Genomic DNA, 15,299 nt, shown 5'->3' with positions numbered 1-15,299 from the left:
TTAGATCCTCACAGGAACGGGCGGCACTAACACATCCAGTAAATCATCAATGACCTGATCGTACATCTCATCCAAGCTTTCACCCTCAGAAACGGTCAATGGCAGTTGAATCACAGGTTTGTCAGTATGATCTTGCAACCAGTTCGCTGGACGCTGATCCTGATGAGAGGAGTAAACAATCGCATCAAAACTGTCAGCATCTAACTTGGTAAGTGATTGCAGGTGAGATATGGTCGGTGAAATGCCCGGTTTAGGTTCTAGATCGGCAATCTGCTTCATTCCGAGCCAATCGTACAAATAACGATACGTCGCGTGATAACCGACAACTTGCTTACCCTTTAAAGCAGCCCCTTTCTCATTCCATTCTTTAAGCTTTTTACGCCAATGAGCACGAAACTTCATACCATTCACTTGGTAACTTTGTGCGTTGTCGGGATCAATCGCTTTTAGGCGCTCCGTGACTTTACGAGATAATGGAATCATGTCATTTGCCGCAAATTGAACATGTGGGTTACCGTGAGCGTGTATATCTCCCATGCTACGGTCAACGTGAGCATGAGTATCTAACATGCGCACGAAGTCCGTCGCGTAGATCATGCTCGGCGCACCATTTTGCACCGCCGCATTGCTGCTACGAACTTGCAGCATAGGTAACCACCCCACCTCTAGCTCTGCGCCCGAACACATTGCCATGTCCGCTTGGCGCATCTTCGCAATCAAAGAAGGACGAGCTTGTACGTAATGTGGGTCTTGCTTAGCCGTTGTCGCTGAATAAATACTGGCATCTGGCGCGTGGCTTTCAAGAAAGGCTTTCCATTCTGGCTCACAAACGAAAATGTTTAGAGCCGAAGCAGGCGAAGCAGGCGAAGCAGGCGAAGCAATGATGGCAGCTCCTGCCGCCATCATCACCAAACTGCATTTATTTAATGTCAGCTTAGAACGCATGAGCACCGTGCGCTCCAAATGTCATCACGTATTGCAGAGTGAACACGTTGTCTGTCTCGCTGTCTTGGTTATCAATGCGAGTGTATTGCGCACGGATAGTACCGAAATGAGAAGAATCCCATGCGATCATCGCATCCATTTCTTTATCATTCAGCTCAGTAAAATGCATGTGGTCGCCATGTGCATGACCATCGTAGCTTTCTGCTTCGCCGTAACGTAGACCTGCTGACCAGCTTGGGTTAAAGCGATAAACACCCGAAACATAGTAAGCGCTTAAGTTGTCTGGTGACTCTGCATCGTTTTTATATTTGCTATCTACCACACCGTCTAACAGCATGTATTCAGCCGATAGCGTGAAGTTGCTGTATTTGTAATTACCGTCTGGTGCCCATTTCCAAACAAAATCAGCACCGTAAAGGTTCGCACCTGTCACTGCTGCGCCATGATGGTGATCGTGCTCATGCGCTTCTTCATGACCGTGGTCGTGATCTTCGAATTCTTTAACCTTGCCGTTTTCGTTACGCAGGTAACTTAAACCAAACTGCCAACTTGAAGATTCGGAGAAGTCACTACCAAGCTTCAGCGTCGTGGTGTACACGCCAACTTCAGAACCATCTTCGACAGAAGACATTTTGCTACCACTGAGCGCTTCTACACCAAGTTTTACATAAAGGTCGGTTGGCAACACGATGTTTGCACGTACACCATCATCGTAGTAGTGCGAGCCAAGGAAAGTACGATAAGCAATTGGACGCTCAACAAAGCTATCGGTGTGCATGTGTTGGTTGTTCAGGTAACCAAAGTCAGATAGGAATCGGCCAGCGCGCACGTTTACACCATATGGCAATGCCAAAGTTTCGATGAATGCCTCTTCAAGCTCTAATTCTGTCTCATCACCATGACTTTCAAGAACCGCGGTCAATGCGCCGTAAAACTTGTCGTCGATATTTGATGAGAAGTTTAATTCCGTATGGCCTAGACCAAAGCCTTCTTCGCGCTCAGAATTATGACGTTGGCCATCTTGGTAGTAGCCATCAACAACAACACCAATCTGTGGGTTCGATAGTGTGTCGGCAAAAACAGGGGATGCAAAAATGCTACCGATCACGAGAGACACCAATTTCTTATTCACTACTTTTTCCTTTTTGTTATGTTATAACATTTAATTTTGCGATGTTATAATATAACAATTCTCATTACACAAGCAGAAATTTAAATTAGGCTCCGATTTCATGTTCGTACTCAATCCATGAATTGGGCTATCAACAAATGAATCAATTGATGTTTTTTATACGTATACTAATGAGAATTAGTAATTAAATAAGTAACGGAATTTCAATATGTTGAATATGGATTTTTCAAAAAGAATCGTGATAGATACTGCTCAACAGGAGTGGATCGCCAGCCCTTCCAAAGGTGTGTGGCGCAAACCTTTGGAACGAGAAGCCAAAGAATCAGGGCATACCACCAGCGTCGTTAAATACGAGCCAAATTCGCAGTTTTCGACTCATCCTCACCCTCAAGGAGAAGAAATATTGGTGCTCGAGGGAGTATTCTCTGACGAATACGGTGACTACCCTGCCGGCACTTACCTTCGTAACCCTCCAGGAAGTCAACACGCACCATTTAGCAAAGAAGGCTGTGTGATTTTAGTTAAACTAAATCAGTTCGAATCTGAGGATCTTGAAACAGTTCGCATTAATACAAACCAAGCGAGCTGGCAGAGTGGTGTCGGTGGGTTGCAAGTCATGCCTCTACATAATTTTGAGCACGAACATGTCGCGTTGGTTAAGTGGCCAAAAGGTGAGAAATTTCAACCACACCGTCACTTTGGTGGTGAAGAGATTTTCGTATTGTCAGGAGAGTTTAGAGACGAGCTAGGTACCTATCCCGCTCTCTCTTGGATCCGAAGCCCACATATGAGCGAGCATTTTCCTTTTGTAGAGCAAGAAACGATCATTTGGGTAAAAACTGGTCACCTGCCGCTCCAAGCTCCTGCTCAGCACTCCTAATGTTTGCACACTTGGCATCGTCCATTGGAACTAAAATCGGCCCGCTATTTACGAGCCGATGATCATTTCGTCACTAAGAACCCATTATTCGCGAGTGGAGCCAGTCTTTGAGCTCAGCCCGGTTATGTTTTAACACGTTCATTTCGTGATCATCAATCGGGCTTCCTTGAAGTTCTAGTACGCGGATTTCCTTATCTAAAGCATTGTAGTTTTTAACGGTTTCAGCAAATGATGCATCGTTTTCGGTAAGCTGGGTAATGGTATCCAAATGTTCTGGGAATTCATGAGTTAATGAGTGATTTTCACCTAACATAGAGACCTCTTGGCTATTATTTGAGTACAAAATAGTGCCTAATTTTTGAGCACCACATGTATAACCGTAGCATCTAATGAGACGTTAATTCGTCGCACCGTCCACAAAAAGAACAACAAAGTTATTTTCAATTTTTCCTAGAAAGTGTTTTCTTTTTAGTCTCAATAGTCGAATGCAAAAGATGCCACTATGATCGTTCTATAATAACCCTCAACAATGAGAGCGATCATGCGAAAGACAATTCTAGTTACTGGATCTACTGACGGTATTGGTTTAGAAACCGCGAAAGTGTTAATTAAGTGTGAACAACACGTAATAATCCATGGCCGGAATATAGAGAAAGTTCAACAAGTTGAGCAAAGTTTGAGGGAGATGAAAAGTGGTAAAGTTGAAAGCCTTGTTGCTGATCTATCCTCTCCCAATGCGGTAAAACAGATAGTGATGGAGATAACAGAACGGTTCAATCATTTAGACGTCATCATTAACAATGCTGGTGTGTACGCAACACCAAATCCAAGAACTAAAGAGGGTCTTGATGTACGCTTCGCAGTCAACACCATTGCTCCCTACTTACTCACTAGAGAGCTATTGCCGTTGCTCGGTGATACGGGTCGTGTGGTTAATTTGTCTTCAGCTGCACAAACAACAGTAAACACTAGCGCTTTACTCGGTAACAAACCATTGTCAGATGGCGAAGCATATGCCCAAAGCAAATTGGCATTAACGATGTGGTCACGAGCAATCGGACTAAAGCTTAAGAACACTGGCCCTATGTTGGTATCAGTAAACCCAAAATCATTCCTAGGTAGTAAGATGGTTAAAGATGCTTATGGGGTTGCTGGTGGTGATATCCGCTTAGGAGCAGATATTCTAACTCGCGCTGCGCTATCAGAAGAGTTTGCTCAAGCGCATGGTATGTACTTCGATAATGACATTGAAGCATTCGCGCCCCCACACCCTGATGCATTAGATCAAAGCAAAACACAGCAGATAATTGATAGTATTGAATTAATCCTAAGCAAACTCTATTAATAACAATTAAGAATTATCTTGAGGTTCGTTTTTATTCGGACCTTAAAAACAATGTATTCGATAAGTGAAGCTTGTTATCACTTTTCCGCAAACTCCCAATAAGGTGGCGTGCCATAGTATTCAGCAAAGTAATCAATAAAGGCACGCACCTTAGGCGCAATTAAACGAGAGCTTGGGTACACAGCCCAAATCCCAGCATCCATCGCTAAAGGGTGATCTTCGAGTACTTCCACTAGCTGACCACTTTGTAATTCTTGATAAACACTCCAAACCGAGTTGATAGAAATACCTAACCCGTTTACCGTCGCGTCTCTCATCGCATCACCATTATCGGTTTTAAAACGACCAGAAGTTCTTACATTGAACATTCCATCTTTTGTATTGAATGACCAATTATTCATTCCAACTAAGTTAATACACTCATGATTCGTCAAGTCTTGGGGCTTGTTGGGTCTCCCAAATTGTTCAATATAATCTGGTGATGCAACGATAATACGACGATCTGGCGCAAGCTTTCTTGCGACCAATGAAGAATCTTTCAACTCAGCGACACGAATGGCGACATCAAAACCTCCCTCAACCAGATCCATAATGGAATCAGAAAATCGGCAGTCCACGGTTAACCCTGGGTAACGCGCCATAAAACCTTTTAATGCGGGCACAATATGCAAGCGACCAAAAGTTGCAGAGGCGGTTATACGTAATACTCCCGTTGGCGCGCTCTGCCCTGAGCCAACAGCTCCCCTTGCTGCCTCCACTGTTGCAAGGACCTCCTCCGCGTGAGGTAAAAATGCCTGCCCCTCTTCAGTTAAGGAAACTTTGCGTGTGGTGCGATGAACTAAACGAACTCCTAAGCTGTCCTCAAGTTTATTGATGTGTGCGCTAGCGACAGCAGGAGAAAGTCCAAGCTCCTGACCAGCCATGCTGATGTTGTGTGTCGAAGCCAAACGGACAAATAGCTTTACATGATCGATGTTCATTTAATTTTCAATTATTTGTAAAAAATCACCATATAGAGCTTAGCATTTTCTTCCTTACGGATAGTAAATAAATACTCCAGTTAGAAAAAGCTGATGGGCAGATAGAAGTCCAGCTCAAACGCCTCATCATGGCTGAGGAAATGGTTTTTATGATAGTGAACATAAGCGGGAGTAGAACGCTGCTTAAAGCCTGAATTCGGCAACCACTTCTCTAACACCATACTCAATTGAGGAAGAAGCTCTCCATATACCCCTGTTAAGCGAAAAACAGCATGCAAACCACCCGGAATCGTCATTTGATTCACGACACCGCGTACTTTAAGCGGCTTATCAATCGCCATACAAGCCACATAGCGACACTTATCGAGCTCGACCCAAGCGGGGTTGGAGTGATGCAAACCGTATTGAACCGAAAAGTCCCGATTCTCAGAGCTTGCCCACGCCTTCAAAATCAGCCACGCATTGCGAATGGAACGGCTATAACCCTCATGCCGCACATAAGCCGCAAAGCGTTGTGGAACCTCCATAATTTTAGGTTCTGGCAACTCGCGTTTCGCAACCCGATGATAACCCGCAGCCACTTCCGGATCTTTTAGATACGGCTTTTCTGCGACTTGTAAATCATGCTTTCGCCACGCACCAGGAGACATAGCGAACGTTGCTTTAAACGCTCGGCTAAAAGAAGATACCGAGCTAAAGCCGCACTTGTTAGCAATGTCTAACACCGATGAGCTGGTATCAAACATCAGTTGATTGGCGGCGTATTCCATTCTTGTGCGACGGATATATTGATGGACAGACTCCCCTACCACATCTTTAAAAATACGATGGAAGTGCTGTTCAGAATAGGCTGCTACATCTGCTAGCTCTTTAGCCGATAAATCTCTGCTAATGTCCTGGTGAATGTAAAACAGCACGTCATTGATTCTGGAAACTTGTTGATGGCTCACGGAGTAAACTTTCGCTTAAATAGCATAAATGGACACATTTAACAGCATAAATGGACACACCAAGCTTGGCAATTTACCTATACTATTTCTGACATAAAAAAAGACAATTACGAGAAGCACAGCACATGGAAATCGCACAGTCATTACAACAAACTAAGTCATCCTACATCCGAGAGATCCTCGCAGCAGCGAGCGATAAGAACGTCATTTCTCTTGCAGGTGGCTTGCCGGACGAAAAAACCTTCCCGATCGACTTAATGAAACCGACGCTCGAAAGCCTCGCGAATATGCCAGAGGTGTTTCAATATGGCGCAACAGCAGGCTACGCCCCGCTACTTAACTTTTTGACCGATTATTACCAGCTGCCGGAATCTCATTTGGCTATGATCACAACGGGCTCTCAGCAAGGGCTAGATTTGATTGCGCGTGCGTACGTGAATCCGGGCGATAAAGTGGTGATGGAAGCACCGAGCTACCTTGGTGCTATGCAAGTATTCGGTCTAGTGCAAGCCAACATCGTGACCGTTTCACAAACCGAGTGTGGTCCAAACCTTGAAGAACTTGAACAATGCTTTGCTACACAGCAACCGAAAATGTTCTATGCTGTGCCCGATTTTCACAACCCAACGGGCGTATGCTGGGCGCTAGAGACTCGCCAAAAAGTTGCCGAACTTTGTATCCAATACGACGTTGCATTCATTGAAGACGCACCATACCGCGAGCTGCGTTTTTCTGGTGAAGCGCTTCCACTGGTTTCGGACTTCTGCCCACAGCACTCCATCGTATTGCGCTCTTTCTCCAAAATAGCTTCACCAGGCTTGCGTATTGGTGTAGTTACGGGCAAGAGTAGCTACCTTGAGCCACTCATCAAAATTAAACAAGGTGCCGATCTGCACTCTAGTATTCCTATGCAAGCTTTGCTGCATGGTCTACTGCAACATGACAACTTCGAAACGCACATTTCAACCATCTGTGCGCTTTACAAATCACGTTACGATGTCATGTTTGCTGAACTGCAAAAACAGCTGCCAGAAAGTTGCGTACTCAAACCCGTCGATGGTGGTATGTTCGTTTGGGTCGAGATTCCAGAATGCGACACCTTCGAACTGGCGAAAAACCTTCTCGCAAACTGGGTTGCTGTAGTGCCGAGCCCGGTCTTTTATCCAGAAGGTTCAAAGGTAAAAGCCGCTCTGCGTCTTAACTTTACCAATGCTACACCAGAAGAACTGACGACAGCTGTCTCTCGACTCGCGGATGTCCTCAACACGTTGTAATTGAACACGAGTGTAAGAACCTGCCTTTGAGATTCAAAAAAAGTCTCAAAGGCAGCATCAAAAAAGTTCCCCAAAAAAATTTATATTTTTCCTTCAAATCAACTCTCTACAGTAAGTGCCTGTTTTCTCTTGAACCTCTCACTCATATAAAAATGAGAACTCAATCACGTATTTGATGGTTAGAAAAGTTACGTCTATCTTTCAGTCAAAGACATCAACTTCGCAGCGTTAATGCTCTCAATTTCAGACACTTTATCAATCGTGGCTTAGTGGTTGATAAACGACTAAAAAAGCATCTGTGGGCAGACCCACTACGAAGGGTTGACCAGAACCATTCTGAATGTCGCGAGCCAATCTTTTGATTGGCAATTACGTCAGTGAATCGCACCAAATGACAGAGGGGTTATCAGGATGAATACTCGAACCACGACAGGACTCGTCACCATCGGCTGGTCCGTTACACTTTCACTTTTTACCGCATTCGCCGTGTATGCCAATACGTCGCCAAACTGTAGTGACGTATTAGCGGGCAACACAACCGCCGCATCGCAAAAAATGATGGTTTTATTGGGCGAAGACATCACCAAATCCAACCGTATCACTACGGTGATTCCAGCCGAAAACAATCCATTTGTGACCGAAGAACTGGTTTCGGTTTCTAACGACGTATCGCCAAACGGCCGTCTTTCACAAAAGAGTTTGGAAGAGATTCGGAAAGTCCGCTCAAATCTAGAGAAAGCAGCACAGGAAGTAAGCCGATTACAGGGCACTTTTGAAGTGGCTTTCATCAGTTTGATTGATGGTTACTGCCAATTTTCTAATCATAAACGTACTCAACATGCCAAAATCGACTTTGACCATTTGGAAGGCCTCACTTTGTATTCAATCCCCGCTTTAATAGCAATGGTCGATCAGTCGTACTCCATGGCAAAGAATCGAATCGCTAATGAGCAGAAACAGTTAAGCGACATTGAAAAAGAGAAACAGCGGCAGAAACAACAAGCAACCGCGGCAGCAGCCGCTCGTTACCAAGACGGTAACGTACTCGTAAGAGTCGAGAACTTTGATGGCGCTAATGTGACATTTTCCGTTACTAACATTGGTTCACAAGGATCATTACAACCAAATTTCAACACGTTTAATGCATATCGCACAGAAAGTGGAGAATTAATCTACAAGTCAGAATCTTTACTACACCTGGCGGATACTGCAGGTAACACACTTGAAACAATGGGTATCGCTGAGCTCTCATCACAAGGTGGAAGTGACATATCGATCTCTCCTGGAGAAAACCGAAAATTCGTTACTAGCATTGCTTCAGAAGTCGCGCCACATACGCAGTTGAGCTTAGAGTTTCCAGCCAAAGTGCTTAATACCGAGCGAGACTTTACATTGTCGTTTTCTGATACATCAGCGGTGGCGACAGCAAACGTTAATTAACGTAAAGTAGTCAGTATTTGTAGAACGCATCAAAGACAGGCGAGCAGCGCCTGTCTTTCAATTATGATCAAGCCAATAGCTACTGTTTGCACTTGTAAGCATTTGCAAACATCGTCACTGACGTAGAAAAGCTCAACGGTTGATACAAGTACAAGGTATCTGCGCCTAAATCCGCCGCCTTGATGCGCATTTGGTTTAGCGTCCCCCAAACCATGTCTTTATCGGCGTGAAGCCAGTAGTCGTAAAAGTGTCCTTCTGAGCCGATCACGGTACCCATTAGTTCACAGTTTTCAATCGCATTCACATTGTCCCAAAGCACCTGTACTTGCTCAGATTCTTGAGTTGGGAACGTCACACATCCCGTTAATGATGCCGCTAACGCGAGAGTCATCACTCGCTTTTTCATACTTATATCGCCAAAATTTTTCATAGATGGCAGATTTTATGAATGGCTGATGTGATGACTAGCAAAAACTTTTTATCGCGTGTTCAAGTAGAATTAATGGACAACGGAAAAGATCCAAAAGGTGATCATGCAGCTAGCGAGCAAAAACCTAATCACTCAGACCTAGCAATAAAGCTGTATCTGAGATACAACAGTAACGATTAAATAGCCGCGAGGGATAGAGTTTGGTTGCTAAAAATAAGCTAATTCGCTACACAGCTACGGAAGTCGCTGATGCATTTGACAAAGAAGATGAGCTCATTAAACAAGTTCAGTCCAACCAACTCTCGCAAGTGCTATTGCTTTGGCAAGTAAAAAGTCCAACGCTCGTGCTTCCCGCGGGTAAGAAATGGCCAGTGTCTAATGAGTTAGAACATGCGTTAAATACGTCTGGCTGGAAGCTCTTTTCTCGTAAAACCGGTGGTGCCCCAGTCCCTCAGGTGCCAGGTATTATCAATCTATCCCACATTTACCACTGGCCAGAAGGCAAGCCTTACAACATCAAAAAAGCGTATCTCGATTTATGTGCGATATTAACGGTTTTCTTTAAACAGCTCGGCGTGAAAGTGGATGTTCATGCTACGCCTTATTCCTACTGCGATGGCGAGTACAACCTCAACATTGGCGGGCAAAAAATCGTGGGAACCGCGCAGCGCGTTTTACTTAAAAAAGGCGGTGGACAAGTGGTGTTATCACAAGCATGCATTCTGATTGATGCCGACGTCGAGAAGATTGTCGTACCAGTACGAATGTGTAATCAGCTTTGCGGTCATGACGATGATATTCGTGGTGATGTCCACACACCGCTCTTCCATCATATATCCGACCGCCCATCGGTAGATTCGCTCTTTCAGCAATTGACGAGTGCGTTTTTAACGCATGCAAAAGCGGAGTAATGAAAGGATCAAGCCTCCCCCTTGCTCCGAAAAGCATTCGATAAACTCAAACTGCATGCCGTGATAGCGATGTAAGAATGGGCATCGCCAACGTAAAACCATTCAATCGATCGATCAAACCAGTTATCAGTTTTGCCTGCCAAAAAGAAATGAGATCCAGTTCAAATATTTATCCATGACGGAATTAGTTGAAGCCTGCGCGTAAAAGCCTCAGAATGTCGCACTTTTCGTACCGATTTGTTTTCGGCGCGTTGTTATCTAACTCTACAATTGAGAATCATACATATGGGTTTTACCTCGTTAGGTCTATCTGCTCCAATCCTTAAAGCTATTCAAGAGAAAGGCTACGACACCCCTTCGCCAATTCAGGCAAAAGCAATTCCTGCTATTTTGGAAGGGAAAGACGTAATGGCAGCAGCGCAGACTGGTACAGGTAAAACTGCAGGCTTTACGCTACCGATTCTTGAGCGTTTATCGAACGGCCCTCGCGTTCGTGCTAACCAAGTTCGTGCCCTTATCCTAACGCCAACACGTGAGCTTGCAGCTCAGGTGCAAGAAAACGTGTTTATGTACGGCCGTCATCTTCCACTAAGCAGTGCGGTTGTTTTTGGTGGTGTGAAGATCAACCCGCAAATGCAGCGTCTTCGCAAAGGTGCGGATGTGTTAGTCGCGACACCAGGCCGCCTGATGGATTTGTACAACCAAAATGCAGTGAAGTTCGACCAACTGGAAGTACTAGTACTGGACGAAGCAGACCGCATGCTAGATATGGGCTTTATCCGTGACATTCGTAAGATCCTAGCTCTGCTACCAAAACAGCGTCAGAACCTACTTTTCTCTGCAACTTTCTCGGATGAAATCCGCGACCTTGCGAAAGGCTTGGTGAACAACCCGGTTGAGATTTCCGTTAACCCGGCAAACTCGACGGCGAGAACGGTTGAGCAAAGCATCTACCCAGCAGACGTGAAGAAGAAAGCACCGATGTTGGTTAAATTGATCAAAGACGGCGATTGGAAGCAAGTGCTGGTGTTTACGAAAACGAAACACGGCGCAAACCGTCTGGCGAAGTTCCTGATCGAACAAAATCTACCGGCTGCTGCCATCCACGGCAACAAGAGCCAAGGCGCGCGTACCAAAGCACTGGCGGATTTTAAATCGGGTGAAATTCGTGTGTTGGTCGCGACGGACATTGCTGCACGCGGTATCGATATTCCTCAATTGCCGCAAGTGGTGAACTTTGAGCTACCTAAAGTGGCGGAAGACTACGTTCACCGTATTGGTCGTACTGGCCGTGCGGGCGAAGTAGGTAAAGCGATTTCACTAGTGTGCGCGCTAGAAGCGTCTGAGTTGTTTGCGATTGAACGTTTGATTCAAGAAGTACTACCACGTAAAGAGTTGGAAGGTTTTGCGCCAACCAATGTGGTGCCAGAATCTAAACTGGATACGCGCCCAATCAAACCGAAAAAACCTAAGAAGCCGAAAAAACCAAAAGCGCCAAATGCTTCGGTTGAAAACGCTCCAGCAACCGAAAAGAAAGCAGGCAATGGTGCAAACAAACCTAAACGTCGCTTCAACGGCGGTAACAACGGCAACAAAAACAGCACCAACCAAGGCGGTGCGGGTAAGCCTAAAGGTAACCGTGAAGGCCAAGGTCGTGCACACAGCAAACCAGATGACCGTAAACCTAACGGCAACAAGTTAAATGACAATAAACCGAGTGGAAATAAACCAAACGGTAATAAGAGTGGCAACGCTGGTAAACCGTCTGGTAACCGCAAGCCAAACAATGCTAAGCCTGCAGGAAACAAACCGTCAGGTCAGCGCCGTAAGCCTCGTCCGCAGGCTGCAAACTAATCTGTAAACGGCCCCCGATAGCAAATACAACAAAGCCGCTGATAATCTCAGCGGCTTTGTTTTTCTTAGAACACAGTTTTCTAGAACACTGCTTTGTTAAAACAGCCTACATTAAAGGTGTAATTCGAATATCTGCGATTTGCGCTTCGTTCTTTTCACCCTCAATACCACCAGCGTAGATGTAGGTTTCATTCGATTTGAGGTAACTCATATTGAAGTGGTCCTTCAACGCGATCTGATAGGTTTTTCCCTGCGCCAACGTCACTTCAATTGGCGTTGAGTAACGCATACCTTGGTTTTCACCAATATGGCCCATCTGCAAGTAACCTTGACCAACCACTTTACCTGCATCATCCAATACCTCTAACAATTTCACGGTGTTCGTGATGCCAGTATTAAGTTGCCCTAGGTTATTGTTGTACCAAGCATCGAACTGGTAAGTGCCCGTTACAGGAGCTGTAAACGACTCTGCACCTTTTACGATGCCACTGTCTTTACTCACCGTAACCACTGAGACATTGTCTTTGAGTGGCTGATATTCGCCATCAAGTTTGATGCGGATCTCTTCACCGACACAAACTGGTTGGCTGGGGTTAGAACGGAAGCCTTTATCGTTAATGCTTTCAGCCAAATAACAAGCAAAACCTGTTGGCGTGTCGGAATAAGATTGAGCAATCACGTTCTTTTGAATCAGCTCGCCATTGCGATACAAGTTCACGTTGTACTTGCTCGTCACGTCAATCGAAACCGAATTATCAACGCTTTTTACCACCAATGTCGGCTCTTGCGGAGAATAAACACGGCTGTCTTTACTCACATACGGTTTCACATCAGAAACTAAAGTAATGCTGCTATCTACATTCACAAGCGCGCCCAATGTCACGTGGAAATGCCCCTCATCGTCCATCGTGACATTTTCAACTGGGTAGTAACCTGTGTCATCTTTGCTTACTTCAGGCAAGTCAATCGTTACCGAGTAGTTCTTTCCTTTGAAGGCAAAGTTTTCCAACGTGATTTGTTCAGACTGAGCCAACAAGTTATTGCGCACCCAACTTGTGATAAACGGCTTCACTTCCAACTTGCCCGTTTCGGTATGGATGCCGAATAGGGTCTCTACCACCATGTTCAAGTAGCCACCCACAGACCAAAGCTGACGCTGAGAGTTAATAACTGGGCCATCCATGCTTGGATCTTCACCATGATCACTATGGATGATGAATGACTTACCAGAAAGCCACTCTAAGTTTTCCATGTTGGATAAATTAGTTGCCGTACCACGAACCAACGATTGAATGGCATTGTTCGCTGCTGCCACATTTTGTGTTTGATGCGCGGCGCGCAAGCTGTACGCGGTAACAAATGGCCAAATTGCGCGATTATGGTACACAGGCACGTCCGGTTGTTGAGGGAAGTAAACCGGCACGCCAAACTCACTGTGTGGGTAATTGGCCATGATTTGTTTCGCCTGCGCATCACTTGCCACGCCACTGATGATTGCCAACGCTTCGCCCAACATATCGTATTTGTCGACCGCAATGTCTTTGCCATTGTCAAACAAATAGCTTACGTACATACCGCGTTCGGCATTCCAAAACTGATCGTTGATAGCGGTTTTTAACTGCTCAGCCCACTCGGTGTATTTGACCGCGTTGGTTGAGTCGTACTTCTCTGCCAACTTAGCCGCGAGCTGAATCGCGCGGTAGTGAACCACGTTTGTCGATAACGCTTTGCTGCTACCAATCGCATTGACATCGTTTGGCGTCCACGTTGAGTAAGTTTGCTCACGCCAATCGAGGAATGATTGCTCACCAGTGTATAAACCGGATTTCGCATCAAAAGCCGCCAGGCGATCGGCTTCAAGTGTATTACTGATCGCTTTATATGCGCGCTCTGCAAACTGGTTGTACTCTTCCCCATCCAATGCCGAAAGTAAGCGTTCTGCACCAAGCGCCCAAGTCGTACGGTCGGTACTGATTGGCCAACTGCCGCCAGTGCCCGTGTCTTGCACAATCTGCTCGCCATCGTATTGCTGATCGGTCGTGTCGCGGAAAGCGGACAATTTGAAATTCAAACCATTTTGCACCCGAGTTGGATTCATCAATGCAAGCGAAAGGTCTGCTGCGTACGCCAAATCACGCGTCCATACGTAATGCCACTTCGCGCCCGTCTCAAAAACTTCCGCTTTGATTGGGTTGTTGTAGTTGTAATTGCCGTCTTTGATTTCAGAAACGGCAAGCTGGTCTAGCTCTTTCATCGTCAACGCAAACAACGCGTCAAACGTGACATCACCCGACACCACTCGCGGCCCTGTTTGCTCATTAATCACTAAGCCTTGGTCGAGCGCATCACGCAATTCTGTCGTCGTTGAAATACCAAATTCACGCAGCTCAGCTTTAGGATCTTTCACCGAAAAAATCACGGTATCACTCGAGTCATCGTAATTGGCGAACAGTTTCACTTCTTTATTCTGATGCCCTTCATGCACCATTGCAGGGTCGAGAATCGCATCAGAGTAGTATTTTTCCGCTTCTTCTTGCGTTGCTTTCGTCACAGTCATTGTCGCGCGACTTTCATCGGCAAAGCTCACAGAAAACTTGTAATACCCTTTGTCTTCAAACGTGATCTCAGAGTTGCAATCATCGTTCATACACGCTTCATTCGTGTCTGGTTTTGGCAGGTACTCTTGAGCTTTATCGAACGCCGCGGGCTCCTCAAAATAAGTGTATTGGATCTGCCAACCCGGATCAGCAATCTTGAACTGATTGCTACCTCGAGCGACGCGCAGTACGGTTTCGTACTCGTTATTACCCAAATAGTTTAGCTTGGCATGCTCTGCCGTGCCCCAATCCCCATTTAAACCGCGTAAATATAAGTCGGCTGAAATAATTGGTTTGTCGACCGGCACAGGCGCATCAGAAGAATCTGACCCACACCCAGCAAGACCAATACAAGACGCGACAGCAAGCGCAATAAAACTCGGTTTCATGTTCATCCCTTAGATTGTTGTTTTGGCGACAGTCTAAAGAACACCTTTTTGAGGGGAAAATAGGAAGTCAGGAGCGAGCTATAGATAACATCTATACGTCAGACCCCAACAGTGATGTAGATCTATGAAATGCGCATAATTTCAATCAAATGAGATTACAGATTTGTGATTT

13 protein-coding genes are annotated in these 15,299 nt (G+C 45.5%); 6 read left to right on the top strand and 7 right to left on the bottom strand.

The window, feature by feature from the left end:
• Positions 1-945, bottom strand: a complete 945-nt coding sequence (locus tag R7Q11_RS01185) for a metal ABC transporter solute-binding protein, Zn/Mn family (protein WP_225466151.1) — start codon at positions 943-945, stop codon at positions 1-3.
• Positions 935-2,077, bottom strand: a complete 1,143-nt coding sequence (locus R7Q11_RS01180) for a hypothetical protein (protein ID WP_225466119.1) — start codon at positions 2,075-2,077, stop codon at positions 935-937. The genes R7Q11_RS01185 and R7Q11_RS01180 overlap by 11 nt, the downstream gene beginning before the upstream one ends.
• Before the next feature lie 208 nt (positions 2,078-2,285).
• On the opposite strand from R7Q11_RS01180, the gene R7Q11_RS01175 reads away from it, so the two are divergent.
• Positions 2,286-2,957 (top strand): cupin domain-containing protein, encoded by a 672-nt coding sequence (locus tag R7Q11_RS01175; protein WP_054574565.1) that lies wholly within the window; start codon positions 2,286-2,288, stop codon positions 2,955-2,957.
• Positions 2,958-3,030: 73 nt separating this feature from the next.
• On the opposite strand, the gene R7Q11_RS01170 is transcribed toward R7Q11_RS01175, so the two are convergent.
• On the bottom strand, positions 3,031-3,270 hold the full coding sequence (locus R7Q11_RS01170; RefSeq protein ID WP_005373737.1) for a YdcH family protein: 240 nt from the start codon (positions 3,268-3,270) through the stop codon (positions 3,031-3,033).
• Positions 3,271-3,498: 228 nt separating this feature from the next.
• Between R7Q11_RS01170 and R7Q11_RS01165 the strand changes: the two genes are divergently transcribed.
• Positions 3,499-4,302 carry an SDR family NAD(P)-dependent oxidoreductase gene (locus R7Q11_RS01165; protein WP_213879776.1) on the top strand — a complete coding sequence of 268 codons (804 nt, stop codon included), beginning with the start codon at positions 3,499-3,501 and terminating at the stop codon, positions 4,300-4,302.
• Between the two features lie 77 nt (positions 4,303-4,379).
• On the opposite strand, the gene R7Q11_RS01160 is transcribed toward R7Q11_RS01165, so the two are convergent.
• Positions 4,380-5,282: a LysR family transcriptional regulator gene (locus R7Q11_RS01160; RefSeq protein WP_005373741.1), complete on the bottom strand. Its 903-nt coding sequence runs from the start codon at positions 5,280-5,282 to the stop codon at positions 4,380-4,382.
• Positions 5,283-5,362: 80 nt separating this feature from the next.
• Entirely contained in the window at positions 5,363-6,232 is an 870-nt protein-coding gene (locus R7Q11_RS01155) for a GyrI-like domain-containing protein (protein ID WP_005387011.1), read from the bottom strand.
• A gap of 125 nt (positions 6,233-6,357) precedes the next feature.
• Between R7Q11_RS01155 and R7Q11_RS01150 the strand changes: the two genes are divergently transcribed.
• Both R7Q11_RS01150 and R7Q11_RS01145 read left to right on the top strand, forming a co-directional pair.
• Positions 6,358-7,506, top strand: coding sequence for a PLP-dependent aminotransferase family protein (locus R7Q11_RS01150; protein ID WP_225466118.1), 1,149 nt, complete (start codon positions 6,358-6,360; stop codon positions 7,504-7,506).
• Between the two features lie 411 nt (positions 7,507-7,917).
• Complete coding sequence (locus tag R7Q11_RS01145) at positions 7,918-8,946, top strand: hypothetical protein (RefSeq protein ID WP_225466117.1); 1,029 nt, start codon at positions 7,918-7,920, stop codon at positions 8,944-8,946.
• 79 nt (positions 8,947-9,025) lie between these two features.
• On the opposite strand, the gene R7Q11_RS01140 is transcribed toward R7Q11_RS01145, so the two are convergent.
• Complete coding sequence (locus R7Q11_RS01140) at positions 9,026-9,352, bottom strand: DUF4156 domain-containing protein (protein ID WP_025767966.1); 327 nt, start codon at positions 9,350-9,352, stop codon at positions 9,026-9,028.
• 224 nt (positions 9,353-9,576) lie between these two features.
• Between R7Q11_RS01140 and R7Q11_RS01135 the strand changes: the two genes are divergently transcribed.
• Both R7Q11_RS01135 and R7Q11_RS01130 read left to right on the top strand, forming a co-directional pair.
• Positions 9,577-10,287 (top strand): biotin/lipoate A/B protein ligase family protein, encoded by a 711-nt coding sequence (locus R7Q11_RS01135; RefSeq protein WP_225466116.1) that lies wholly within the window; start codon positions 9,577-9,579, stop codon positions 10,285-10,287.
• Positions 10,288-10,572: 285 nt separating this feature from the next.
• Positions 10,573-12,141 carry a DEAD/DEAH box helicase gene (locus R7Q11_RS01130; RefSeq protein WP_225466115.1) on the top strand — a complete coding sequence of 523 codons (1,569 nt, stop codon included), beginning with the start codon at positions 10,573-10,575 and terminating at the stop codon, positions 12,139-12,141.
• A 106-nt stretch (positions 12,142-12,247) separates the two neighbouring features.
• Here R7Q11_RS01130 and R7Q11_RS01125 read toward each other — a convergent pair whose 3' ends face one another.
• Complete coding sequence (locus R7Q11_RS01125) at positions 12,248-15,127, bottom strand: amylo-alpha-1,6-glucosidase (RefSeq protein WP_225466114.1); 2,880 nt, start codon at positions 15,125-15,127, stop codon at positions 12,248-12,250.
• Positions 15,128-15,299 lie beyond the last annotated feature (172 nt).

It is taken from the genome of Vibrio sp. 970 (genome assembly GCF_033339075.1).
The sequence above is the reverse complement of the archived record's forward strand: the minus strand, read 5'-3'. Positions and strand labels throughout refer to the sequence as shown.

Bases quoted from the DNA above. Each gene is read 5' to 3' on its own strand.
- R7Q11_RS01175 (WP_054574565.1), top strand. From the start codon at position 2,286: ATGTTGAATATGGATTTTTCAAAAAGAATCGTGATAGATACTGCTCAA.
- R7Q11_RS01150 (WP_225466118.1), top strand. From the start codon at position 6,358: ATGGAAATCGCACAGTCATTACAACAAACTAAGTCATCCTACATCCGA.
- R7Q11_RS01185 (WP_225466151.1), bottom strand. From the start codon at position 945: ATGCGTTCTAAGCTGACATTAAATAAATGCAGTTTGGTGATGATGGCG.
- R7Q11_RS01165 (WP_213879776.1), top strand. From the start codon at position 3,499: ATGCGAAAGACAATTCTAGTTACTGGATCTACTGACGGTATTGGTTTA.
- R7Q11_RS01125 (WP_225466114.1), bottom strand. From the start codon at position 15,127: ATGAAACCGAGTTTTATTGCGCTTGCTGTCGCGTCTTGTATTGGTCTT.
- R7Q11_RS01160 (WP_005373741.1), bottom strand. From the start codon at position 5,282: ATGAACATCGATCATGTAAAGCTATTTGTCCGTTTGGCTTCGACACAC.
- R7Q11_RS01145 (WP_225466117.1), top strand. From the start codon at position 7,918: ATGAATACTCGAACCACGACAGGACTCGTCACCATCGGCTGGTCCGTT.
- R7Q11_RS01140 (WP_025767966.1), bottom strand. From the start codon at position 9,352: ATGAAAAAGCGAGTGATGACTCTCGCGTTAGCGGCATCATTAACGGGA.
- R7Q11_RS01170 (WP_005373737.1), bottom strand. From the start codon at position 3,270: ATGTTAGGTGAAAATCACTCATTAACTCATGAATTCCCAGAACATTTG.
- R7Q11_RS01130 (WP_225466115.1), top strand. From the start codon at position 10,573: ATGGGTTTTACCTCGTTAGGTCTATCTGCTCCAATCCTTAAAGCTATT.